The organism is Acetohalobium arabaticum DSM 5501 (genome assembly GCF_000144695.1).
GTDB lineage: Bacteria > Bacillota > Halanaerobiia > Halobacteroidales > Acetohalobiaceae > Acetohalobium > Acetohalobium arabaticum.
This window is the reverse complement of sequence record NC_014378.1, coordinates 1,035,524-1,061,901: the sequence shown is the minus strand read 5'-3', so window position 1 is coordinate 1,061,901 and position 26,378 is coordinate 1,035,524. Positions and strand designations below refer to the sequence as shown.

At 33.7% G+C, this 26,378-nt stretch carries 20 protein-coding genes and 1 riboswitch; of the genes, 4 read left to right on the top strand and 16 right to left on the bottom strand.

What is annotated here, in order from left to right; genetic code table 11:
* Nucleotides 1-87 precede the first annotated feature (87 nt).
* The 6 genes from acear_RS05160 to acear_RS05130 form a co-directional block, all read right to left on the bottom strand.
* Nucleotides 88-2,043, bottom strand: coding sequence for a sigma-54-dependent Fis family transcriptional regulator (locus acear_RS05160; protein ID WP_013277954.1), 1,956 nt, complete (start codon nucleotides 2,041-2,043; stop codon nucleotides 88-90).
* Between the two features lie 41 nt (nucleotides 2,044-2,084).
* Nucleotides 2,085-2,194: riboswitch (molybdenum cofactor riboswitch) on the bottom strand.
* A gap of 139 nt (nucleotides 2,195-2,333) precedes the next feature.
* Entirely contained in the window at nucleotides 2,334-2,606 is a 273-nt protein-coding gene (locus acear_RS05155; protein ID WP_041667278.1) for a MoaD family protein, read from the bottom strand.
* Between the two features lie 89 nt (nucleotides 2,607-2,695).
* Nucleotides 2,696-4,522, bottom strand: coding sequence for an aldehyde ferredoxin oxidoreductase family protein (locus acear_RS05150; RefSeq protein WP_013277952.1), 1,827 nt, complete (start codon nucleotides 4,520-4,522; stop codon nucleotides 2,696-2,698).
* Nucleotides 4,523-5,002, bottom strand: a complete 480-nt coding sequence (locus acear_RS05145; RefSeq protein WP_013277951.1) for a 4Fe-4S dicluster domain-containing protein — start codon at nucleotides 5,000-5,002, stop codon at nucleotides 4,523-4,525.
* A 376-nt stretch (nucleotides 5,003-5,378) separates the two neighbouring features.
* Nucleotides 5,379-5,657 (bottom strand): hypothetical protein, encoded by a 279-nt coding sequence (locus acear_RS05140; RefSeq protein ID WP_013277950.1) that lies wholly within the window; start codon nucleotides 5,655-5,657, stop codon nucleotides 5,379-5,381.
* Between the two features lie 1,165 nt (nucleotides 5,658-6,822).
* A complete protein-coding gene (locus tag acear_RS05130; protein ID WP_013277949.1) occupies nucleotides 6,823-7,770 on the bottom strand; it encodes an ISNCY-like element ISAcar1 family transposase in 948 nt (315 codons plus the stop codon).
* A 579-nt stretch (nucleotides 7,771-8,349) separates the two neighbouring features.
* Between acear_RS05130 and acear_RS05125 the strand changes: the two genes are divergently transcribed.
* Together acear_RS05125 and acear_RS05120 are read left to right on the top strand one after the other, a co-directional pair.
* Entirely contained in the window at nucleotides 8,350-8,649 is a 300-nt protein-coding gene (locus acear_RS05125) for a transposase (protein WP_013277948.1), read from the top strand.
* Nucleotides 8,582-9,559 (top strand): IS3 family transposase, encoded by a 978-nt coding sequence (locus acear_RS05120; protein ID WP_148217677.1) that lies wholly within the window; start codon nucleotides 8,582-8,584, stop codon nucleotides 9,557-9,559. Before acear_RS05125 ends, acear_RS05120 begins: the two co-directional genes overlap by 68 nt.
* A 70-nt stretch (nucleotides 9,560-9,629) precedes the next feature.
* Here acear_RS05120 and acear_RS05115 read toward each other — a convergent pair whose 3' ends face one another.
* Entirely contained in the window at nucleotides 9,630-14,237 is a 4,608-nt protein-coding gene (locus tag acear_RS05115) for an AAA domain-containing protein (protein ID WP_013277946.1), read from the bottom strand.
* 436 nt (nucleotides 14,238-14,673) lie between these two features.
* Complete coding sequence (gene gyrB / locus acear_RS05110; RefSeq protein WP_013277945.1) at nucleotides 14,674-16,587, bottom strand: DNA topoisomerase (ATP-hydrolyzing) subunit B; 1,914 nt, start codon at nucleotides 16,585-16,587, stop codon at nucleotides 14,674-14,676.
* 161 nt (nucleotides 16,588-16,748) lie between these two features.
* Between gyrB and acear_RS05105 the strand changes: the two genes are divergently transcribed.
* The gene (locus acear_RS05105; RefSeq protein ID WP_013277944.1) at nucleotides 16,749-17,345 is read left to right on the top strand and encodes a hypothetical protein; all 597 of its coding nucleotides are present in this window, start codon (nucleotides 16,749-16,751) and stop codon (nucleotides 17,343-17,345) included.
* Nucleotides 17,346-17,347: 2 nt separating this feature from the next.
* Here acear_RS05105 and acear_RS05100 read toward each other — a convergent pair whose 3' ends face one another.
* From acear_RS05100 to acear_RS05090, 3 genes are all read right to left on the bottom strand, one after another.
* Nucleotides 17,348-18,076 carry a YetF domain-containing protein gene (locus acear_RS05100; protein ID WP_013277943.1) on the bottom strand — a complete coding sequence of 243 codons (729 nt, stop codon included), beginning with the start codon at nucleotides 18,074-18,076 and terminating at the stop codon, nucleotides 17,348-17,350.
* 54 nt (nucleotides 18,077-18,130) lie between these two features.
* Nucleotides 18,131-18,517: a hypothetical protein gene (locus tag acear_RS05095; protein WP_041667272.1), complete on the bottom strand. Its 387-nt coding sequence runs from the start codon at nucleotides 18,515-18,517 to the stop codon at nucleotides 18,131-18,133.
* An 82-nt stretch (nucleotides 18,518-18,599) separates the two neighbouring features.
* Complete coding sequence (locus tag acear_RS05090; protein ID WP_148217676.1) at nucleotides 18,600-18,860, bottom strand: hypothetical protein; 261 nt, start codon at nucleotides 18,858-18,860, stop codon at nucleotides 18,600-18,602.
* A gap of 426 nt (nucleotides 18,861-19,286) precedes the next feature.
* On the opposite strand from acear_RS05090, the gene gyrA reads away from it, so the two are divergent.
* Entirely contained in the window at nucleotides 19,287-21,674 is a 2,388-nt protein-coding gene (gene gyrA / locus acear_RS05085; protein WP_013277940.1) for a DNA gyrase subunit A, read from the top strand.
* Here the strand turns inward: gyrA and acear_RS12920 are convergent.
* From acear_RS12920 to acear_RS05065, 5 genes are all read right to left on the bottom strand, one after another.
* Nucleotides 21,643-21,765 (bottom strand): hypothetical protein, encoded by a 123-nt coding sequence (locus tag acear_RS12920; RefSeq protein WP_280956772.1) that lies wholly within the window; start codon nucleotides 21,763-21,765, stop codon nucleotides 21,643-21,645. The two genes, gyrA and acear_RS12920, sit on opposite strands and share 32 nt — an antisense overlap.
* Before the next feature lie 496 nt (nucleotides 21,766-22,261).
* Entirely contained in the window at nucleotides 22,262-23,332 is a 1,071-nt protein-coding gene (locus acear_RS05080) for a protein-glutamate methylesterase/protein-glutamine glutaminase (protein ID WP_013277939.1), read from the bottom strand.
* 22 nt (nucleotides 23,333-23,354) lie between these two features.
* Nucleotides 23,355-23,717, bottom strand: a complete 363-nt coding sequence (locus acear_RS05075; RefSeq protein WP_013277938.1) for a response regulator — start codon at nucleotides 23,715-23,717, stop codon at nucleotides 23,355-23,357.
* A 27-nt stretch (nucleotides 23,718-23,744) separates the two neighbouring features.
* Complete coding sequence (locus acear_RS05070) at nucleotides 23,745-25,745, bottom strand: chemotaxis protein CheA (RefSeq protein ID WP_013277937.1); 2,001 nt, start codon at nucleotides 25,743-25,745, stop codon at nucleotides 23,745-23,747.
* 40 nt (nucleotides 25,746-25,785) lie between these two features.
* Nucleotides 25,786-26,256 (bottom strand): chemotaxis protein CheW, encoded by a 471-nt coding sequence (locus tag acear_RS05065; RefSeq protein WP_013277936.1) that lies wholly within the window; start codon nucleotides 26,254-26,256, stop codon nucleotides 25,786-25,788.
* Nucleotides 26,257-26,378: the final 122 nt, after the last annotated feature.

The window sequence follows — 26,378 nt, the reverse complement described above, 5'->3', positions numbered from 1 at the left end:
CGTTCTATTTTGCAACATTGTTCAAACTTAAAACACCTATTAACTACCTTTGATGTTCTATTTTCTAACGCCAGTCCCTAAAAAAACTCAGATATTTATACCATACTTTTCAATCTTTCTATATAAAGTATTCCGCCCTATCTCTAAATGTCTAGCCGCCCGACTGATATTTCCTTCAAAATATTTAAGCGCTTTTCTTATCGCTCTAGCTTCCGCTTCCTTTAATGATAATAATTCATCATCAATACTGTAATGCTGCGATTGCAGATCTGTTTCAGTCCCAAGATAATCTGGAATATGTTCTTTTTTAATTACCAGTCCTTCAATTAAATTTAAAGCGCTTTCTATTCCATTCTTTAACTCCCTTATATTTCCCGGCCAGTTATAATTTTTAAATGTCTTCTTAACCGGTTCTGATAATTTAACATTATATTTTCCTAGGGCCATCCCCAGCTTCTCAATAAAATATTCGGCTAGAATAATTATATCTTCACCGCGTTCTCTTAACGGAGGAAGTTCGAGATTAATTACATTTAAACGATAATACAGGTCCTCTCTAAAATCTCCGGTTTTGATTCTTTCCTTTAAATTCTTATTAGTAGCAGCAATAATCCGCACATCCACAGGTATTAATTCATTGCTGCCAAGCCGGCTTACCTTCCTCTCCTGCAAAACCCGTAGCAATTTAACCTGAGCACTAAAATTCAATTCTCCAATCTCATCCAAGAAGATAGTTCCGTCATCAGCTAATTCAAATTTGCCGGGTTTGCCACCACGTTTAGCTCCTGTAAATGCTCCATCCTGATAACCAAACAATTCACTTTCCATTAAATCTTCAGGAATTGCTCCACAATTAATAGGTACAAATTCTTTATCCTGCCGGGAACTGTAATTATGAATAGCTTGGGCAAATAATTCTTTACCGGTCCCGCTTTCACCGGTCAACAAAATTGTAGAATCACTATTAGCTACTTTCTGGGCTATTCTAATCATCTTCCTTATTTCTCTGCTCTGACCGATAATATCACTAAACGAATAATCAGTCTTCTGCTCTTTTTTAGTTTCTGACTTCTTCTGAGCAGAAAAATCATTAATTTTAATTACTAATCCGGTTACTTCTTCCTCTTCATTAATAACCTTTGAAGTAACCTGTAATCTTTTCTGTTTTAGATTCCAGACCATCTCCTTTGATTTTTCAGTTCCATCAGTTGTTAACTTCATTAATGATGAAAAAGTAGATTCAGGAAAGAAAGTTTCGAACTTCTTACCAATACACTCCTGGGGCGCATAACCTAATAATTGACTCCCTTTCTGATTAATTTGAGTAATAACTCCTTCATTATTAACCGTAAAGAAACCTTCCGCAGTCGAATTTAAAATTAATTCTTTCTGCTTTTCGGAAATCATTAATTCCCGCTCGAGATGCTGTAATAATAACTGCCGTTGAATCGCACTAGCTGCCGCTACTACCATTCCTAAAGTATGTCGCTGTGCACTATGATAATCTCCAGAAATATCAATCACTCCGATAAAATTATCATCAGCATCGAAGATCGGAGCCGCCGAACAGGTCAAAAAATGATTTTCTTGAAAAAAATGCTCACTAGCATAGACATTTAATGGAGATTCTTCTTCAATTACGGTACCAATTGCATTAGTCCCCTTTACTTTTTCATGCCAGCTAGCCCCTTCAATTAAATAAACTTTTTGTGCTTTAGGCATAAAGCTATCATCACCGATACTCTTCAAAACATGGCCTTGATTATCAGTCAAAACCACAATAAAATTTGACCCCTTAATTGACTGGTGTAATTCTTTCATAATTGGAGTAGCTACTCTAATTATTTCTTCATATTCTTCTAATTTTTCTTGTAAATTATTTGCCTGTAATACACAATCATTAGATTCTTGAAAAGGATTAATCTCATACTCACTACACCGCTGCCATGATCTTTTAATACTAGTATCCAACTTATCATTTACTTTGCCTTGCAAAACATAAGTCTGCCATGCTTCAGTTATCTGCTCTACATTTCTTTCCATCGGCTCCACCTCCTTATACCATCGCTTCAGATTCAAGAAATTTGAATCCAGAATAAGCTCCTTTGCTAATGGCAGGCATAGCGATTACTCTCTATACCCTAACGTCTTACAAATCCCAGAGGGATAAGTAAGATCGGAGGTAATTGACTAGTCAACTGAAAAGTTAAATCTGTTCTGTAAACAGGAATAATATATTTTGTCAAATTTATCTTTTTATCCTATTTTATCCTATTATACCATATGACATATGTTGTATCAAGATAAAATAAAATTGGAAAATTATTTAGTTATTACCCACCTGCTACCACTGGAAAGATACTGACTTTATCCTTGTCATTCAATTCTGTCTCTTCCTGGGCTAGATGTTCAATATTAATCCCATTAACTAAAATAATTACCTCTGGACTCAACTCCTCTCCCACCAAAACCATCTCTCGAAATTCAGTACCAAAGTTATCAGACAGCTCCAGAAGCAATTCTTTGATATTTTCTACCGAACCCTGATAATCATACTGCTTATTCCCAGTAACTTTGCGAAATGTAGCAAAGAAATTAATCTGCAAAATCATTACCTCCTCTTGAATATTCTTCATATAAAAAAGTAGGGCCAGTGATATTGCTACCACTGGCCAATAAATCAAGATTATGTTGTTTACTCTAAACTTTGATAATATTCCTCCAGATTTAATTCTTCCATCTTTTCTATCGTTGGAATACTCTCTTCATTCCAGCCCCGTAATTCATAGTAATCAGGCAACATCTCATCTAAACGATTCACTTCTCCTTTATAAGGACCAGTTTTCTGTGGTTCTTCCAATATTCGTGGCGGTAAAGTATCATCTTCTTTAGTAAAGCCAGCTGCTAAATTAAATATTTTCTCTAAATTCCAAATTCTTTCGCCGATCTTAATAAAGTCTTCCGTTGATAAATCAAGACCAGTCGCTGTCGAAAGTAATTCAGCCATTATATCGGCATCCAAACCGAAAGTACTAAATAAACAGAACCCTGATGCATCTAAAGCAGCTGTCAAATCTTGCATGGTAACACACCACTTAGCCTTTCCTTCCGTAGCATTAGGATCAATCTTTTCCGGCACACCCAAAATTTCTGGGGAAGTAGTATAACCCCGCACATGACAGCCGCCGCGATTAGAAGTAGCATATTCTAGACCAATCCCCTGTAAAGTTCGCGGATCATAAGCCGGCATCTCTTGCTTTTTAATGCTCATAGAAAGTTCCGGATGCCCGTACTTTTCAGCCATGCGATAGGAACCTTCGGCCAGCTCATCACCAAACCCTTCCCGGTAAGCCGTTTTGCGTGTTAACTCGACCAGAATCTCTTCCTTACCAAAGCACAAATCATAATCTACCTCTTCCTGAGAAATATATCCTTCTTCATAAAGCTCCATAGCACAAGCAATCGTGGTCGGCATACTAATAGCATCGAGTCCTAATTCATTACATAAGTGATTAGCTTTAGTAATAATATTAAGATTATCAACGCCACAGTCAGCACCATAACCCCAGGCTGCTTCATACTCAGGACCTTCACCAATGCCTTTATACTCAGGATCAGTAACCTTTGTTACCCGGCCACATCGAATAATACATGAGTAACAACCTTTATTTCTAATTAGGTTTTCTTCAGCTAAAGTTTCCCCACCGATTTTATCGGCCATTTCAAAGACGCCTGAATCTCTAAAATTATTGACAGGTAATCCGCCGGATTCATTGAGGATATTAACTAAAATGTTAGTACCATACGTAGGTAACCCTTCGCCCCCGACGGGATGTTCCTCAATCATTTGACGAGCTTTTCTAACAGTATCCATAAAGCCTTCATTATCGGCAACTGTAACTCCGTTAGTTCCTCTAACAGCTACTGCTTTGAGATTCTTAGAACCCATTACAGCTCCAACACCAGTTCTGCCGGCCGCCCGATTCATTTCATTCATAATACAGGCCATCTTGACTAAATTCTCTCCAGCTGGTCCAATACAGGAAACCTTTGCTTCTTCATTAGTCTCTCCTCTAATCATATCTGTCGTATCATGAGTAGTCTCGCCCCAGAAATCTTCAGCATCTCTAATCTCAACCTGGTCATTATAAATCCAGAGATAGACAGGTCGGTCGGCTTCTCCTTCAATAATTACTGCATCATATCCGGCATACTTTAATTCCGCTCCAAAGAAACCGCCGGAATTAGAACAAGCAATTGTACCAGTCAAAGGCCCCTTAGTAATTACCATATATCTTCCCGAAGAAGGAGCAATAGTTCCTGTTAACACACCAGTAGCAAAGATTAATTTATTATCAGCACTTAAAGGATCTACTTCCGGAGCAACTTCATCCATCATAATCTTAGTACCTAATCCCCGGCCGCCTAAATATTCTTCTGCATCCTCACACGATAAAGACTCTACTGTAGATGTTCGTTCAGTTAAATTAATTCGGAGTAATTTTCCAGTCCAGCTATACATTTATTCCACCTCCTCAAAAAGATCTTTGAATTTTTCAGCCACAGCCAGCTTCTTATTTCTATTAATAGAGCTATCTTCTTTGTATTCAATAGCATTTGAAGGACAGAATTCTACACACTGTGGCTCACCACCACAGAGATCACACTTGATCACCTGTTTAGTCTCTAAATTATAAGTTACATTGCCAAAAGGACAAGCACTAACACATAATTTACAGCCAAAACAGCGGTCATGATCAACTAAGACAGCTCCTGTCTCTACATCACGATAAATAGCATCCACCGGACAGACTTCCATACAGGCTGCATCTTCACAATGCATACACATCATAGGAATACCAACACCAATCCGCTCCCAAGTTAAAGCCTGTACTCGAGATTTAGCCGGATTGAATTCCTGCTCGTGATAGAAAGAACAGATCAATTCACAATTTTTACAGCTGGAACACTTATCAGGATCGATCATTAAAATTTTATTCATAATTTTCCCGTTTAAGACGGGGCCACCTCCCTTAAAATTAATTTTATCAATTTAAAGTTAGCCAATTGACAACCACTCCCCCTTTCTCTAAAGAATCTATAAAACCAAACGCTCTCTATTTAAATATACATGCAAATAATATACCAATCTCATCAAAAAAACAATTCATTGATCATTCTTACAAAATAAAAGAATAATATCTCTTATATTAAAGAATTCAAACTAAATATTTATTTAGAATTAATATAACTCTGATTGAATATAACTCGAAAACCCAGATTGACTATTCTATTTTAAAACAGTGTTCTAAAATAGAACAGTTGCTACAAATTTCATTATTATTAGCAAGCTACTTTCTTTAATCATTGATCTCTTATTATAATGAGTTATTCTTTAAACTTTTGTATAAATTATCGATGTTTTCAGCTAAATTTTCTTCATAACTCTCTTTAGTTTCTCCATCAATACCTAGAGCTGCTGTTCTCGATAGTCTCCTAAAGGCTTCCCGTAAAGTACTTTTATACATTAGATGTCCTAATGCACAAAACTTTGCTTCCTTATCTTTACGGGCTCGTTGTGTTATACGAGTAAGTTTTGTTCTCACCTTTTCTCTGGTTCTGATTCCAGAAGGTGTGTCCTTTACTTGCAGTTCCATCTGTTACTACTCCTTCCCTCGGCCAGAATTACCCGGCTTCTTCAGTACTACGGGAGTATCCGACTTCCTATTGGCATCTGTCCTCTTCACCTCTTCAGCTTATTAGACATACTCTCTTTTACAGAAAGACCGAAGCGAAAGCTTCGGCTATCATCATTAGGTACACTATTTTCGAGGCTCAATACCATTCACCACTAGCAAACCAATCCCCTCCGTAAAAATCACAAAAACCGTATCCGCTGATTCTACCTTGTTAACTTTCTGTCTACGCTTAAAATGGTACGTTCAAGAATGTATCTCAGGTAAAGAGCTTAAATTTAAGCGTATGAGATACAAAAATAAGCGTAAAGCTCGTTCTTCTGGTAATAAAACGACTTCTAAGATTAAAGAAAACAGACTATGTAAAGAAGTGAACTTTAAAATCGCTAATACTCTTAGGATATGCTGAGCATATCTGAACTTAGCAAGCTTCATCCAAATCTATAAGCTGACTAAGTATATTAAGGACTATGAGTTAGTTTAGGAAATAATCCGTAACCCTCCCTTTTTCAAATGGGAGATATAAGGATTAGCAAATATTAGTTTAAACAATTGACATTTGCTCCATAATTTATTACAATATAGATGTAAATCACAAGTGAATATTGGAGGTTGCAGTAGCTAAACCTCTACTGTGTAAAATATTCAGGGTGCTCGTTGTAGATAGAAGACACTAAATCTTCTAGTAAGCACTTATAGAGGTGCTTACACTTCTATCTTGAGCAATAAAAGTATCTCTGAGTCTAGCACCTATGCTAGATAGGAGTAGTGACGTTGGACACGCCGATTGGGTAACTTGCTTGATATTACGGGTAATTCCCATAAAAGCAAGCGACCATGAAGCTCGGTAATTCATTGCCGAGTAGTTCACGAACATTAGGTAGCCATCCTTTTGTCTTTCCATATTTAATCATTTTATCAATCAAATCCATTTCTGCAAATAACAATTCATGAAAGAATTCTCTAATTTCTTTATTAACAATCATTTCTTGAATACTAGAGCCATGTAGAAAAGTAGCATTTTGCATACCATTTAAGATTATATTTAGGTTGTTGAATAATTAGTTTAATAAGTTGCTTAATTAGCAATTAGATTTAAAATTTGATTTCTAATTACTATCAAAATTTATCTATTCCAAGAAAATTTATTATCTGTTATTCCATTTTCTTTGTCGATCAATTTTTCAATTAAATACAGTAAGAGTGTCCACATAACATGAGATCTATATCTTTTAAAGCCATATAGTCTAGGAGCTTCTAAGTTATATCGTTCTTTTAAAATTGAAAATGATCTTTCTATCGTTAATCTATTTTTGTACATTTTTTCTCCCATTGGAGAGTTAAAATAGATTCCATTTTCTATTCTACATTTATCAGTAAAATCATCAATAGAATCTGCATTTCTATAATTTATATCGGTCAATAACTTAAAACCTAGATCATCTGCTAATTTGAACAATTTAGTACTATCATAGGCTGCATCACCTAAAAGAATGAAAATATCATGTTCACCTAACGGTTCCATAATTTCTTTACAGTAATCAAAAGTGTTATCATAGACATTTCCTGTGGTAAACTTAAATGATAGTGGAATAGAGTCATTTGAAGCTATTAAATGTAATTTATATCCTTTATATCTACCTAAATTAGTTGATACACCTAATTTAGCATCTGAATCATTCTTTGAACTTCTTAAAGCAGTTGCATCAATAGATGTAATTCTAGTATCAGGATTTAATTCTTTAATCACTGACTGAAAAAGTATATTAAATTTCATCTTTTCAAGCTGATTAAATCTAAGAGCAAAAGTAGAATGGTCTGGAACGTCATTAAGTTTAATGATTCCCAGAGCTAAAAGATCTTCCTTAAGCTTAGACTCTAGTTCTCGCAAACAATAAATTTTATTTTTAACTTTGTATAATAGACATTTAATCATTTGTAAATCTGAATATTTTTTAGGTCTACCACGACCTTGATTCTCTTGAGGAGAAAACTTTGTATAATAAATCTCATCTAATTTGGAACAAATTTGATAAAAGGTATTTTCTTTTAATTCTTCAGGTGATATAATCATTAGTAGTTGCTCCTTTCTAGTGATTTAGGTTTGGTCACCTGAAGTAATACTAGAAAGTGAGCAACTTTTCCTTTTTGAATTGGAAATATTTTTTATTCAACAACCTACCATCTAATAATAACTACATATTTATTATGATTCTCTTTTAAACAAAAAACCTGTAGCTTTTTAGTAAAAAGCTACAGGTTTTATTTATTACAGCTATTTATTATTTTCATTAATAAATATACATACGATGCATATTTTTGGTTATTCTCAAACTTTCCGAAACCCATTCTCAAACTTCATGCTCATATTCTCAAACTATCTGAAAACCTACAACAATGTAGGTTTTCAGATAGTTTTGTACTGGCGAAACGAAATTTAAGCGTTTATCAACTCTATTTTTCACAAAGTTTTTAATTAAATTTCATATAGTTTTGAACTAGCCTATACTTTTTTCATAAAGTTTTGGACTAAAATTACTAAACTTCTGCATTCTTATTAATTACAAGTTTTTAAATGATTTGTTACGCCCCCTAATAATGTTGGACAAACACCAACTTAACATTTTATAATAATTATAGGGGGTAAAAGCAAATGCCTAAATCTTATGATCCTGAACTTAAAATGGAAATTGTACTTCGTGTTCTTAAAGATGAAAATATATCTGATCTAGTTGAAGAATATGATGTCAGCCGCAACTCCATCTATGCCTGGAAAAAGGAGTTTTTAGATGGAGGAATGAGCAAACTTAATGGTGAATCTCCTACCGAACAAGAAGCTAAATTAAAAGAAAAAGACAAGCAAATTCAGGAGATGCAAAAGATCATTGGTCAACAAAAAGTACAGATGGAAATCCTTAAAAAAAGCCCTGGCAGGATTAAATACAGACGATAAAATTAAAATAATAAATAGTTTAAAAACAGATTATACCATCTCTGAACTGTGTAGAACTTTTAATATAGCCAGAAGCACCTATTATTACCGTCAAAACAGCAACGATAATCAGGAAAATAATACTAAGAATAAACTTTATACAGGTCATCATGCCTATGATAAAGATGGAAATCTAGTACCAGAACATAAAGTAATTTCATTGGTAAAAGAATACTGTAATGAATTTCCTCATTTAGGCTACAGAATGGTAACTAACTACTTAAATTATGAAAAAGAGCTCAAAGTTAATCATAAGCGGATTTACCGCATTATGAAGGTCTTAGATCTCCTGCAGGAGCAGATAGTACCAAAGCCTAAAAATTATCAATTAAAACAGAAACATGAACTAACTGGACCTAACCAGCTATGGGAAATGGATATGGTCCAGATGTACATAGATGAAAATGGTCAATGGGTATATATGTTTGATATAATTGATGTTTATACTAGAGAAATAGTTGGTCATTATCAAAGCCTAAGATGCCGTACTAAAGAGGCTCTTGCAGCTTTAGAACAAGCTACAGACAATAGAAATACTGAAAATTTAACATTAAGAACTGATAATGGAACCCAGTTTAAAAGTAGAGAATTTCAGAGAAAACTTAATGAGCTTGATATATCTCATGAGAGAACTACAGTAAATACACCTGAAGAAAATGCTCATATAGAAAGCTTTCATGGAACACTTAAACGATCTGAAATTTATCGTAACCATTATTCTGATATTACCCATTGTAGAAAATCAATTGATAAATTTATTGATAGATACAACAACAGGAGACCACATTCATCTGTTGGTAAAATGCCACCAGCAGTTTATCATAAAAATATTTTAAACAACTTAGTTTCAAGAGTTAAATTTGCTGTATAAGCAAGTAATTTAGTGGAATTCTATGTTTAATAAATTTAATTAAATCTTGTCCAAATTTAGAGGGGCAAGCTCAACATGTTACCTTATCTTGTTTAATGAAACTACAATTTTGCATTTTCCATTTCTCTTTTTTATTAGGGCCAACTTCAACTAATAAATTATCACTTTCTACTGCTATAATTTTTCCTCTATTACCATGTGGGCCTTCAACAACATCATCTGGAGTAAAATTATTAGCAACTTCATCTTTTTGATTTAAATTTTTTTCTAGCTTATTAATTTGCTCCTTTTCTTTTTTTAATAAAGGCTCAATGTTTAACTCTTTTAATCTAGGAATAATAGATTGCATAGCTTCATCTGGATTACTATAAAAGGTAGTTCCTGATACTCTCCAAAATGTCCAACCTACCCGTTCTAATTGTCGCTGACGCATTCTATCTTCCCACCACTTCTCAGGAGGATGCCATCTATCCCCATCACATTCTACAGCAAGTCGATTCTTTCTACCCTCTACTACTAGGTCAATTCTATAGTTTCCTACCTCAACCTGCGGAGTAACTTTATATCCTCTTTCAGTTAACCAATCATAAACATCTTTTTCAAATACAGAATCACAAAGTTCCTTTGGATTCTCTAATTCCTCACGTTCTATGGAACCATTTTGAATATAATTTAATAACTTATACCTCATATCTTCCTTGTTATTTAAATCAGCTCCTAACTCTACTGAATGAAATAATATCAACTGATCTTTAGCTCTACTAACTGCTACATTAAATCTTTGTTGTGCACTTTCTTTAGTTAAAGCTCTAAATCTACGATTATTTGCAACTACTAATGATAAAATAATTACATCTCGCTCATCACCCTGAAAAGTATAAGCATCACCAGCTAAAAAATCATGTTCTGCTAATTGCTGCGAAGTAAGGTAATTATCAATTTCATCAAAAATATATTTAGCCTGCTTTTTCCCTTTTAAAGAAATAACTCCAAAGGTTTTATCTTTATAACGAGGATCTTCTGCTAACTCTTTGACTTTTTTACAAATTGCTTCTGCTTCTGGTTTATTAATCTTTCCTCTATCATTAATATAGCCTTCAGCTACAAAATTACTTTCCAAAGTAGGCTTTAACTTTTCAGAATCTGGGACATTACGTAAAGGTAATATTTCATTGTTGTAACAAAGGCGATTACTAAATTCAATTATCTCTGGTACACATCGAAAATGTTCTTTTAACATTAATCTAGACTGAGCATTAAAAATAATTTCTCCTATATCATAAAGACTAGTCTTTAAATCCATCATAGTATTATGCGGCAAATCATCTAAATGTTGTTTAATAAAAGCATCAACTTTATCATGAGGAACCCCTACTGCACTAGGACTAATCTGTTGATCATCCCCTACAATTATCACCTTTTCTGCTCTACACAAAGCAAGTAAACTTCGAATATCACATTGACTTGCTTCATCTATAATTAATACATCAAAACAGCCAAATTCCTTTGGGATTGTTTCAGATACTCTATAAATAGGCATAATCCAAGCTGGAATAGCATCTTTAGCTTCTTGCATATGTTTCTGCATTTCTCTACGCCATTTTGGAGCATACTTTCCAGTACCCTTACCATATCTTTTAACTGCTTTTTTCCACTTATTTAAAGACATTAAATCAGAATCAGTAATACTATCTTTAAGTCTTAATTTTGTCTTTGTCAATACCAAGTTTTCCTTTGCTTTCTTTATTTGTTGCTGAAATTTATCTTGTTCTGCCTCTAATTTGCTAATTTTATCTTCTTTATTTGAAATATCTTCTAAATATGATTCTAAAATAGCTTCTTCCCAGGCTTCTTCCCAAACCGAAATATTTAAATCTTCCAAAGTATATTCTGGATTCATCCATTGCTCAGCCCAATTAGAAGCCTGAGTTGATAATTTATCAACTAATTCTTTAAATTTATTATAATCTGGTAAAAATTCTTCTATTTCTTTTAACTGCTCATAATTATTCTTCCATTTAGCTACTTTTTCTTTAACTACATGTATCTCATCAGGTAAGCAGTCTATTAATTCATCTACTATAGGATGAGCATTTCTTTGCTGTAAAACTGCTAAATTTTCTTTCAAATCAGTAAAAATTTGCTCAGCTTCAATAAATTCTCTTTGTTCTAATTTGATTTTTAAGGCCTGATAAATATTTTCTAATTCCTCTTCTAATCTCTCTTCTAGTACTTTATCTTCTCCTATTATAACTTTAGATAATTCATTTTTTAATTTAAGTCTCAACTCATATTTATAATTAAAAGCACTTTCTAACTTTTGATATACTTTTTCTACTTGTTGAAAATCAGCTTGCTGAGATAAATCTGGTAAATAAGATGCAAAATTATCTTTTAACCCTGACCAGAATTGAACAAATTTATTTACTTTTAACTTTAACTTAATATAATCTTTTACTTTTTCCCATTCCTCTTGATTATTAGGTTGTTGACCATTAAATCTAATCTCCTGTAATGCCTTCTTTTCTCCTCCATCAAATAAACTAAACCATTTCCATGGTTTTTTCGCTTGATTAACTCGTTCTAAAGCAGAATCTACAAACTCTTTATATTTATCCAAAGAAACATTCTCATCTAATTCAATACTAGTTATTAATCCTATGCTTTTATGCAATTTATTTATGTTTTCATAAATAGTCCCCAAAGTATCTAAAGCATCATTTAACTGTTCTTTGAACTCAGAAGCATCATCTATAAGCCTTTTAGCCCACGAAGCTTCAATTACATTATAAACTTTAATACCTTTCTCTATTAAATCAATTGTATTTTTCTGTACGTCTTCTTTTAATACTAAATTAGGAAAATAATCATCTGCCTTTTGCTCTAATTGATAAATTTTCTCTAAATTTTGGGCCATATCTTTAAACTCTTCTGGAGTAAGTAAATTATCTGTATCAGGTAATTGATAAGTAGATAATTCATCAAGTTTAGGTAATAAATTTTGACGTAAAACTTTTAATTCTTCAAACTCATCATCTGTTAAGGGAAATTCATCTTCAAGTTTAATAACATCTTCATTATCTATTATAGCTCTAGTTGTTTTATAAGAAGGATGATCCGTGAACCATTGATATTTATCTTCTTGTTCTATTTTTTTAGCTACCTCTGCTGGAGATAAAGAATACTTCATATTATCTGTTATAATAGGTAATTCAGCTTCAGCTAAACGTTTAAGCTTAGTAGAAATTTTTTGTAATCTCTTTTTTAAAGTAACAAACTTTTCTTCTAAATCATTAGCTTTTTCTTTTAACTTACTATAATCTTCTTTAGAAACAATTTCAGAAATATAAGAAACTGCTTTTTCTAGCTTTTGTTTTCGATTAACATCATTTTGTAGAACACTTATGCATAATGATTTCAAAGATTCAGGTATCATATCTCTCAAAACTTTTAAAGCTTGATCTTTTTGACTAGTAACTAAAACTCTCTGTCCATGAGCCATAAAATGAGAAATTAAATTAGCAATAGTATGGCTTTTTCCTGTCCCTGGTGGTCCTTGTACTATCACTCCATTTGATTTCTGTAAACAATCTAAAATTTGAATCTGTTCTTCATTAGCTTCCTTCGGAAACAATATATCATTATCTAATAACCCTGTCCATTCATCATGAAATTCACTTTTATCCCAATTCACAGTTGTTTCATCAGGATCTTCTACTAAACTCTGTAAACTATTTGGCAAAGTAATATTATTTTCTTTTAATTGCTCATTAAATGCTCTAATATCCTCAATTAATTCATTTTGATTTCTTTTACGCACAAAAAGTGTCCAACCATTAACTATCCTTAAATTTTCATTTGGTTTTAAACTAGCATCTTCAATATCTTTAATTAATTTTCCATCTGGAGTTATACCTGTAGCTTCATAAAATAAATTTAAATAAGGATTTCCCTCTTCAAAATCATAATTATACTTTATTTCATCAAATTTATCCCTTATGTCTCCTAAATCAGAAATACCTACATCAATCAACGATTCTAACTCCAAATCCCACATTGCATCATCAGGTGTCTTGACTATAATTTTATCCTTTTTAGCTTCATGTTCAATTATAGCTTTTTGAGTTAATAACGGATACTTAATTAATTTATTATCTTTTTTCCAATGTAGTATTCCATAGCCTAAAATTAATTCTAAATTTTCTTCATACCTTAATGTTTTGCTGACACTAAATAATTCATCAAATAATTCTCTACTTTTTTTTAATGGTTCAACTTCTTTAATCCAAGTTTCTAATTTCTCTTTATATTCTTTAAAAATCAATGGTCGTTCTGGTATATCATAAAAGCATTCTTGTTTTTGATTATTGAACATTTTACGCTTAAAAATAATTTCTGGTTCTGAATCTAGAGCAGAAGAAAACTTAATCCAATTATTTAAGTTTTTAGGAATCTCAGGACGTTCGGGTAAATCACATCTTTTTATTTCTAATAAAGAAGATTGCAACTGATAAAAAAGATCATTAGCTTTTACATTCTCAGTTACTGGTAACTTGTTTTGATATAATAAGAAATTATTATGGTCTTCTAATCTATGGACAACCTTATGTCCTAATCTAACTATATCATCTAAATAATCAAATATTTTATTTGTTCTATCAACTGATTCAGGTTGCACGATAATCCCCCACTTTATAATAAATAAATTATTTATACCATAATCTTTAATTAATTTATTAGATAATACTTTTAATTATGCGTTCTTAAATCTTAAACTCAACAATTTATATTATTTTTTCCTACTTACTCTTAATTTAGAACTTAATTTATTAAAAACTTTAACTACATAAATTAAAATATTTAGCTTCTTTTATTATATCAATTACAACATAAAAAGTCATTTTCCTTTATAAATAAAATTAATTTTCCAAAAAATGTAGATTAATTTAAAAATTTCTTTTTTCTGATAATCTCTTATATCTTAAAATTATAGAAATAAAATCTAATACTCAATAAAAACAAAAAACCTGTACCCTTTTAACAAAAGATACAGGCTTCATTACTTATATAATTTATGATTGCAGTACAAAACTATCTGAAAACCTACAACAACATTAAACATCCAGATTACTTGCCAGGTCAGCATTAGCCATAATAAATTCTCGCCTCAATTTTGCTTTAGATCCCATCAAACGAGTAAAGATACTATCTGCTTCTCGTTCCTCATCAACCATAATCTCCTGTAGCTTTCGATTCTCCGGATTCATAGTTGTTTCCCACAATTGAGATGGATTCATCTCACCAAGTCCCTTATAGCGTTGAATGCTAACTTTACTCCGGTCTAAATCTGCTAAATACTTCTGCAGCTGTTTATCTGTATATATATATTCTTCATCACCCCGATAAGTCACTTTATACAGCGGTGGTTGGGCTACATAAACATGTCCTTCTCTAATCAATTCCGGCATATAACGGTAGAAGAGAGTCAGAATCAGAGTACAGATATGAGCACCATCCACATCCGCATCAGTCATAATAATAATCTTATGATAGCGAAGCTTGTCTATATTAAACTCTTCACCAATTCCAGTTCCTAACGCAGTAATAATAGCAGCAATCTCATTATTATTGATAATTTTATTTAACCGGGCCCGCTCTACATTTAAAATCTTTCCCTTAAGCGGTAGTATAGCCTGAAAATCCCGATTTCTACCTTGTTTAGCCGAACCGCCAGCAGAATCTCCCTCTACTAAATAAAGCTCTGACTCTTCGGATTTGCGGCTACTGCAGTCTGACAATTTACCAGGTAAAGAGTTATTATTCAATACTCCTTTACGCTTCGTCAGTTCTTTAGCTTTTTTAGCTGCTTTTCGAGCCTTAACTGCTTCTAATGCTTTGTTAATTACTTCTTTAGCCATATCATGATGTCTTGGCAAATACTGATTTAAATAATTATAAACAGCCCCTTCTACTACACTTCTAATTTCACTATTACCTAATTTAGCCTTAGTCTGTCCTTCAAACTGGGGCTCTGTTAATTTTACATTAACCACTGCCGTCAAACCTTCTCGAAGATCACGGCCAGTTAATTTAGGATCACTCTTTTTAAGTAAATTATTATCTTTAGCGTAATTATTAAAGGCTCTAGTCAAGGCAGTCTTAAAACCTGTTAAATGATAGCCACCATCATGAGTATTGATATTATTAGCAAAACTATAGATTCGCTCATTGAAACTCTTATTATATTGAAATGCTACCTCGACATAGGTATCATCCACTTCTTCTTCCAGATAAACAATATCATCATGAAGCAGATCTCTATCTTGATTTAAATAATCAATAAAGGCTTCTAAACCTCCGTCATACTGATAGGTAACTTCCTTCTCTAAGCCAGGCCGAGTGTCAACTAAGCTAATCTTTAATCCTTTATTTAAGAAAGCAGACTCCTGTAATCTATTGGCTAAAACATCAAATTTATACTTAACATTATCAAAAATATCCTCATCAGGCTTAAATTCAATCTTAGTTCCGGTCTTAGTTGTAGAATTACTCTTTTCAAATTCTGTTACCGGTACCCCTTTTTCATACTGCTGAGTATAGGTATAGCCATTACGCCAGATTGTTAATTCTAGCCATTCCGATAATGCATTAACTACCGAAATACCTACACCATGTAATCCTCCGGAAACTTTATAGCCACTGCTATCAAACTTGCCTCCAGCATGGAGAGTAGTCAATACCAGCTGTGCTGCTGGTAGCTTTTTGTCAGGATGAACCTCTACTGGAATTCCACGACCTTGATCCTCAACTGAAATTATACTCCCTTCTTTAATTTTAACCTTAATCTCTTCTCCATGTCCGGCTAAAAATTCATCTATACTATTATCGACTGCTTCCCAGACTAAGTGATGCAGTCCTTTAGTACCAGTACTACCAATATACATTCCCGGTCGTTTGCGTACTGCTTCTAATCCTTCCAACACTTGAATCTGTTCTGCATTATAATCCAATTCTTTCTGCAAAGTCACTTTAACCACCTTCCCTACTTCACTTAAAAGTAAAATTTACCGCTTATTATTATACCAAAGATTAATCTAAAATACCAATCTAATAAAAAAGTTACTTATAAAAGCGGTCTAAAAAGAAAATAATAGTTTTAATATTTAATCATTTACTAGAGGTGAGGAATATGAATTTTGAAAGCCTATCAGCTATAGCAACACTCCTGTCAGCACTAGCCACACTCTTTATGGTCCATATATTTCGGGAACAATTGAAGCAGGAATGGCGTGCAGTCCCTGTAATCATAAGACCGCCTTTGAATACAACAAATGAAGAATCGACCAACTTAAGAGAAAAGCATCTATTACTAAAAAATCTTGGTGGAGGTCCAGCGTTAAATGTTAGTCTATATTTAGCACCTAATGAATTTGAGTTTAAAGTAGAAAAAAGTCCAGAATTGAAATTATCCAGACCTCTAGCCCCAAATATAATGTATGAGGTACAAATAATAGGGGTTAAAACTGAAGAAGCCGAAAAAAATAGTTCTATCTCTGATAAGGTTTCTTTTAATAAGAAATTTAATGAAAGCGAAGAAGTTATACCTGCTTTAGTCTTTGAATCAGACCAGGTAATAGATTTACCTAACGATATAAATGCTGTAATAACTTTTGAAGATATTAATAGACAAAAAAGATGGGTTAAATATACAGGTGAAGGCCTTGAAAATGCTAAACAGACTTATGGTGAAGAAATGCCTGGATTCTTAAAACAGAACAGCAACTGATTTTAATGAATTAACTCTTCATTCTTCTGATTCTTTTTACTAATATACAATCTACCCTGAGTATCTAACATTGCTGCCAAAACCTTATCCTTATCTTCAACTCCCTGGTTTTCTAATTCTCCCTTTAACCAGTCTACATCCAAATTGTTTTCCTGAAGATTATCTTTAAGAATATTGCCGTCTTCAATAACTACTGTAGGAAACCCTTCATAATTAGTGTCAATATTTAGATCCTTTGGCTTTACATTACGCGATTGGGACTTTGGAATAACACTTATTTTTCCATTAGGTTCAAGAACAGCAAATTCTACATCCGATAAATTAGGTACTTTATTTCTGCGAAGCCCCATTAACAGATCATCAACATTTATTCTGGCTTTCCGCATCGTATCTTCAAGAAGTTTCCCATTCTGGATTAACACAAGCGGTTCTCCCTGTACAATTCTTCGAAAGGTTAAACTTTTTAAAGCTAAAACTGCAATGATAATATTAAGTAACGCTAATGTTCCTGTTGTTAATAATACCCCATTCAAATCTGTTTGAGAATTACCGAGTGAACCTGCAGAAACACTACCAATTGTAATAGCAATTACAAAATCAAAGAGAGTCAGCCTTCCAATTTCCCTCTGCCCCATTAATTTAGTCATCACAAATAACCATGTAAAGACAACAACTGCTCGAAATATCCATTGGTAAGCAGTCAATACCTGCTGTGATTCCCAAAACGGCATTCTTCTGTTCTCCTTTCTTTTTAAAGAATTTATAAAACAGTAACCTTGTATTCATTAAGTAGTACCTACCTCTAAAATACCATACCGCTCAATAAACAATGCACTGAAGATGCCAAATGTAATATTTGGGAATAAGACTATAAAGTTAGATACCGGATTCAATAATTCAACGGAAGTAATATTTAATGTTTTAGCCAATCCATAGACTACAATATGGATCATAACTCCATAAAGAAAGCCTTTTGAAATTGGATAATCTTTACCGGTCATTCTCATGATATATACAAGTATTATCCCTAACAGAGAAGCAACAGCAAAATCAGATACCAGTCCTACAGCTAATGCAAAAGGACTTGATAAAGCACTTTCTCTAACAAAAATCCCAGCAGTCATCTGAGTAAAATTATATTTTACTAAACCTAGATACTTAAAAATGCTCATCATTACTACCTTAGGAAGATTACATAATGCTCCAGCAATTATTCCTAACTGAACTGAATCTTTAAGTCTATCCTGTAAAATATTAACCCTCCTCTAAAGTATTTTTAGCCATCAAATAGTTGACAACCCAGGCAGTAGTAGCACCAAATACAACATGAGGCACTAAAAGTACTAAGTTAGGCAGTGGAGTTAATAAACTAACCCGAGTAAAATTAAGAGCCATAGCAACACCATACAGAAATATATAGCTAACCCCCCCAAACAGTAAACCTTTAAAGACTGGATAATCATTCCCCATTATTCGAAACAGGTATACAATAACCACTCCTAACAGCATAGCCAAAATATAATCCGCAATATAACCAGTAACTACCGCAATAGAATTTGAAACTACCTCTTCTTTAACAAAATAACCAGCAGATATCTGACCAAAATTATATCTTGTCCAACCTAAGCTTTGAAATAGATTTGTAATAACTGTTTTGGGAATATTACCTATAAGTCCTGCTATTGCACCGGTAACTGCCGAATCCTTTAAAATAATATCTCACCTCTATCATATAATATAATTACCTTTAAAGAATATTATATCCATCAAAAAAATTATTATGTATTTTTAAACTGAGGATTACAGAAACTACTTGCAGAATGTAAAGATTTCATATATGCTTTCTATGTAAACTCAATCTACTTTTGCAAGAAAGATTTTTAATGATATAATAAGTATTGTTATGAAACTGAAAAAAATTGTCCTAGAAAGGAGATAAATATGATTGAACAAGAAATAACCTCTGTTCCAATTGAAGAAAAAATGAAGGAATCTTATCTAAATTATTCTTTAAGTGTTATTATCAGCCGGGCTCTTCCGGATGTCCGGGACGGCTTAAAACCAGTACATAGAAGGATTCTTTATGCAACTAAAAAATTAGGTTTAATACCTAATAAACCTCATAAAAAATCAGCACGTATTGTTGGTGAGGTATTAGGTAAGTACCATCCACACGGTGATGCTGCTGTCTATGATGCTATGGTGCGGATGGCCCAATACTTCAGTCAGCGCTATAAATTAATCGACGGCCACGGAAACTTCGGCTCAATCGATGGTGATAGTGCTGCTGCTATGCGGTATACAGAAGCACGATTGGCTCCTTTATCTGAGGAACTGCTGGCCGATATCGAAAAAGAAACTATTAATTTTGTAGATAACTTCGATGGCAGCCTACAGGAACCTACTGTCTTACCTTCGCGTGTACCTAATTTATTAGTTAATGGCTCCAGCGGAATTGCTGTGGGAATGAGCACTGATATTCCGCCTCATAATCTCAAGGAAGTAATTTCAGCTTTAATTCAGCTGTTAGAAGATCAAGACTTAACTATAGAAGACTTAATGGAATATATCCCCGGACCTGATTTTCCTACCGGCGGTAAGATTATCGGTAATGATGAAATCAAAAAGGCTTACCGCACTGGCAAAGGCCGCATCACTTTACGGGGCAAGACTAAAATTGAAAAACGGAGCCGTAATTGTGAAAGGATTGTAATTACTGAAATTCCTTATCAATTAAATAAAGCAAAGTTGATCGAAGAAATTGCCAATACAATTAAGAAAGGTAAAGTGGATAATGTTACAAATGTACGTGACGAAAGTGATCAAGATGGTTTAAGAATCGTTATCGAACTTAAAAGTAAAGCAAATACTGAAATTATTCTCAACCGGCTGTATAAATACACATCCCTACAGACTACTCAAAGAATCAATATGTTAGCCTTAGTAGACCAGCAACCAGAAGTAATGGACTTAAAGACCATTCTACAGCACTTCTTAGACTTTAGACGGGAAGTCGTCACCCGCAGAACAGAATTTGAACTACAAAAATCTAAAGACCGACAACATATCTTGCTTGGCTTAAAAGAAGCTATCGATAATTTAGATAAAGTAATTAGTATTATTCGCAACTCCCAAAAACCCAGCACAGCTAAAAAGAACCTACAGGATAAATTAAATGTATCAAAAAAACAGGCTGCAGCTATTTTAGATATGAAATTACAGCGTTTAGTCAGTCTGGAAAGAAAGAAAATCACTGAAGAATTAACTGAACTGAAAGAAAAAATCGAAGCTTTAAACTCAATTCTGAATGAAAAAGAAGTAATGGATGACTTAATTAAAAAAGAATTAATCGAAATCAAAGAGGAATATGGCGATGAAAGAAAGACAGAAATTATTACTGATGAATCCAAAGCAGAGTTAGATGAGAGTGACTTAATTAAAAATGAAGATATTGTTCTTTCTTTCTCCTACAACAAGTATCTCAAACGCACTACTGACATAGAAAATATTAGAGCCGGTAAAGGAGACTACATTACTGATATTATGACAGGAACAACTAGAGATGATTTACTATTCTTTACCAATACCGGACAAGTCCATATCCTTAAGACTCATAAAATTCCAGAACACCACGGCTTATCTACTGGTGACCCACTAAGTGATTATCTAAAACTACCGTTAGACGAAGAGATAGTTGATATTCTTATATTGACCGATGAAACTAAAGAAAAATATATTACTATTGCTACTGAAGAAGGATTGATAAAGAAGACAGTTGGTAAAGAATATGAAACTACTGTTTCTTCTATTAAAGCTATTAATTTAAATGAAGAAGATGAAGTAATCGGAGCTAAAGTAACTGACGGCCAACAAAACTTATTATTAGGAACTAAGGGTGGACAGACTATCCACTTTAGTGAAGACAGCATCTCCGATACCGGTCGAAATACTAAAGGCAGCAAAGGAATAGATTTAGCAGAAAATGATAAAGTAATCAGCTTTAATTTAACTGCTAACAGTAACTATGTAATAACAGCTACTGCTGATGGTAGGGCAACACGTACTGATATAAATGCCTATCAGATCCAAAACCGCAACGGTAAAGGATTAAAGACTTTAACCAATGATAGCTATGAAGTTATAGATATTATAACCGCTAGCAAAGAAGATAAATTATTATTTGTTACTGAAGAAGGCCAATTAGAAGAAGCTCCAGTAAGTGAAATTACTGAAACAGAACGTGTCGGTAGAATGTATACGCAGTTCAAGTTAGATGATGATAAGATTAAAGAAGTTATCAGGCTGCCGCAGTTAAATAAAACAGAATGAATGGTCTAGTAGCCATCATGATATTGCAGGAATAGTCAATATGTATCCGCCGCTTGCCGCTCATTCGGCCTCCTGCCTCATTCGCTCTCAAAAACAGCCCTCTCGCCGTCGTGGCTTCGGGCTGTTTTAAGAATCGCTCTGGACACATATTGACTATTGATAATAAAATATATTGCTATGTTTATCACTAATTAGAGTTGCTTTAGGCATATATTGACGATTTGCAGTATGATATTGTTATGACATGATACTGCAATCACAGTCTGAGTTGTTTCGAAAAAAAGATCTGGAACGGAGAAACTTCCCAAGCTATAGTTACAACACAGAATTTCATTGATCTGGTTTTAAACGCTTCCTCATATAATTTTGTACAATTAGTTGATATCTTGCAACAAGCGACTTTAAAGCAGTCCCAAAAGAGAGAATGGTTAACATATAAAACGAAATCTTTAAATTATAACACTAAGATTGATTTACTGCTGAGTAACTAGGACTGATTTTCGGAGCGTTTGCAAGATATCAACTCTAAACTGCAACAATTATAAAAAGCCTTTAATTAGAATTCTGATTAAAGGCTTTTTAATAATCTATTTTAACTTTTTAGATAATCTTACAATTTCATCACTAATCTGTGGTAGTGGTTTAACACTATTAACTACTCCGGCCTCATAAGCTGAGCGCGGCATGCCGTAGACTACGGAAGTCTTTTCATCTTGAGCAATAGTATAGCCGCCAGCAGATTTGATAGCCTTTAACCCCCGGGTGCCGTCTTTACCCATTCCGGTTAAGACTACTCCCAAAGTCTGACTGCCGTAATATTTAACAGCAGATTCCATCGTTAAATCTATAGCTGGACGTACATTATGCAGCTTTTTATTCTGGCTTAAAGTAATCTTACCGCCCTTTGTTACTAACATATTATAATCACCAGGTGCTAATAAGGCTTGACCAGGCTTAATCATATCTCCTTCTTCTGCTTCTTTGACCTTAATCTGGGATAGCCTGTCCAGTCTCTGAGCTAAAGAAGCAGTGAAGTTAGGCGGCATATGCTGGACAACTAAAATACCGATGCTGAAATCACTACTTATTTTAGTCATCACTTCTTTTAGAGCTTTCGGCCCACCTGTCGAAGCACCTATGATTACTACTTCATCATCATTCTTGCTTTCTCGATTTAACCTTCTATCCTCCCGGCTAAAAGTGGTCGATTGATTGGTATCGGTTAAATTAGTTTTTTTAGTATTACAATTTTCTATATTACATTCCGCAGCTACTTTTACTTTCTCTATCAGTTTTTCTTCTACTTTATCAATATCCAGCGAGATAGAACCAGAAGGCTTAGGAATAAAGTCTACTGCTCCTAATTCTAAAGCCTCAATAGTAGTTGTATCATTCTCATTGGTTAAAGTACTTAACATAATAACAGGCAGTGATCTTTCAGGCATTATTTTACGCAGAAATTCTAACCCATCCATTTTAGGCATTTCAACATCCAGAGTAATTAAATCAGGTTCATATTCTTCAAGCTTCTTTAAAGCATCCTCTCCATTCCTTGCAGTAGCAATAACTTCAATACTATCCGTATCCAGCATCTCTGAAATCACTTTACGCATAAAAGCTGAATCATCAACAACTAATACTCTTATTAGGGATGACAATTTATCCCTCCTCTAACCAAAATTAACCTAATATATTAGCTAAAGCCTCTTTTACTTTTTCTGGCTTTATCGGCTTAACAATGAAATCCTTTGCTCCTGCTTCTAGAGCATCTACCACCATCGGTTTCTGTCCCATAGCACTACAGACAATAATATCTGCATCAGGATCAAAGTCTTTTATATGTTCCATTGCTTCAATACCATCCATCTCCGGCATTGTAATATCCATAGTTACTAAATCAGGTTCCAATTCTTTATACTTCTCTATTGCATCTTTCCCATCTACTGCCTCTCCTACTACCTTATAACCATCTTCTTCAACTAATTTTGACAGCATTGTCCGCATAAATTGTGCATCATCAACAATTAAGATCTCTTTAGCCATCCCGAACCCTCCTACTTAATTATTTCACTAATAGTTGGTTATTTCTTCCACATCAATTATTAAGGCTACGCTGCCGTCTCCTAAGATAGTTGCTCCTGCTATCTTTTTCACTTCATCTGCCAAATCATTAATACGTTTGATAACTACTTCCTGCTGTCCAACAATCGAATCAACAGTAAATCCATAATACTCTTGATCAATTTCGATAATTACAACCGAAATGTGATCCGGGTCTTCTTCATAACCTGGTTTATTCAGTTCTTCTCGCAGAGAAATCAAAGGAATTACTGTTCCTCGACGCTGAATTACTTCCTGCTGATTGACCGTCTTTATATTATCCGGTTTTACTTTTACAATCTCCTGAATCGTCTCTAGCGGTAAAACATACTTCTGGTCGGCAATATTAATTAAAAATCCTTGAATAATAGCCAAAGTCAACGGTAGTTTGATAGTAAAAGTAGTACCCTTACCAACCTCTGAAGCAATATCAACAGAACCGCTCAAAGATTCAATCTTATTTTTAACTACATCCATACCTACTCCCCGGCCAGAAACATCGCTAACATCCTCTACAGTACTAAAACCAGAAGCAAAAATCAAATTAATAATCTCCTTATCACTCATCTTCTGAGACTCTTCTCTGCTGATTACTCCATTATCTACAGCCTTCTGTTTAATATGTTCGGGATTGATACCGCCGCCGTCGTCCTTAATTTCAATCACTACATTATTACCTTCATGAAAAGCAGATAACTTGATAGTACCTTCAGGGTCTTTACCGGCTTCTTTTCTCTCCTCCGGACTTTCGATTCCATGATCAGAAGCATTCCGCAGAATATGTACTAAAGGATCACCGATTTCATCAATAATTGTCCGGTCTAACTCTGTATCTTCTCCTTCAATCTCTAAATTAATCTCTTTACCTAACTCCTGAGATAAGTCCCGTACTAGGCGCGGAAATCGATTAAAGACTAAATTAATCGGTACCATTCGCATATTCATAACTTCATCCTGTAGCTCACTGGTTACCTTACCTAATGATTTAAGCTTCTTATTTAATTCATCCAGTTCATAATCAAGACCAATAGACTCAACCTGAGTTCTTTTGATCACTAATTCAGCTACTAAGTTCATTAAATCATCCAGCCTATCTACATCCACTTTAATCTTACTGCTAGACCGTAGCTTACTGGATAATGATGATTTACTAGGAGAAGAATCCTGTTTATCCTTTTTCTCTTTTTCTTCAGTTTCACTTGCTTTTAACTCCTCTACTCCTTCAACTTCTTCTAATTCTATGCTTTCTATTTCCGAAATCCGATTTAAAGAGTTCAATATTCCCTCTTTATCAGTCTCACTGATGAAAATAATATGGAATTTTTCTTCAACTTCCTTCTCTTCAATATTCTTCAGCTCTGGTCGGCCCTTAATTAATTCACCATAGCTTTCTAATTCATTAACGACCATCTTAGCTCGCAGAGATCCAAAGACACAGTCTTCTTCCAAAATTACATTCAACATATAAATGGCTGATTCATCTGTCAGCTTATCATTAAGCTCTTCAATCTCTTCATCAGTTAACTGTAGGCTATATGTTCCTCCTATTTCTGTACCGATATCTGCCTCTGGTGAAGCCGATTCATTAGCTTCAATTTCTCCAGAAGCATAAGCCTTAAGTTCAGAAATAACTTCATCTAAATCATAACCCAGTGCTTCTTCTCCTTCATTGGCTAATATCTCTAAAGTATCTACTGACTTAAATAATAGATTCATAATTTCAGTAGTAACCTTCATCTCTTCATTTCTTAGTTTATCCAGGATATTCTCCATAGCATGGGTTAGATTACTAACTTCTTCAAACCCCATTGTTCCAGCCATTCCTTTAAGAGTATGGGCTGCTCTAAATAATTCTTTAATAATATCCAAATTATGCGGATTATCCTCTAAGTCCAATAAGGAACGATTTAATACTTCTAAATGTTCTTCTGCTTCTGTTACATACAGTTCCTGAAGTTCTTCCATATCCATACCGCTATCCCTCCCTTACACAATATACATTAAAACTATATTAAGCCTCAACATTTTCATCAATATTTTCTAATTCGATCTTTTCCTCAGCTGTCAATAATTTATCTAAATCAAGTAAAATAATAATTCTTTCATCTATCTTACCAATTCCCTTTAAATAATCCTGCTTGATGCCAGCAATTCTATCCGGAGCATCTTCAATATTTTCAGAATTAATCCTTAACACCTCGGAAACGGAGTCAACAATCAATCCAACATCCTGGTCATCCATCTCTACAATAATTATCCGGGTCTTTTTAGTCTCTTCCTGAGTAACACCAAACTTATTCCGTAAATCAATAACTGATATGATATCTCCGCGGAGATTAATGATTCCGGCCATAAATTCAGAACTATTAGGCAGCTCTGTAATTTCTTTCATTCGAATGATCTCCTGAACTTTAGTAATCTTAACTCCAAATTCTTCTCCGCTTAAATTAAAGACTATTAACTGTTGTGTTTCCTCACTCATTATCTTTTTCCTCCTTCTTAACTCAATACTGAATATTTTATTTAAAATACGTCCCTATCCTTTATTCTACTCATTTCGTGTTAGTCACAATAAATTCCTGCATTCTGGACAAAAAATACCAG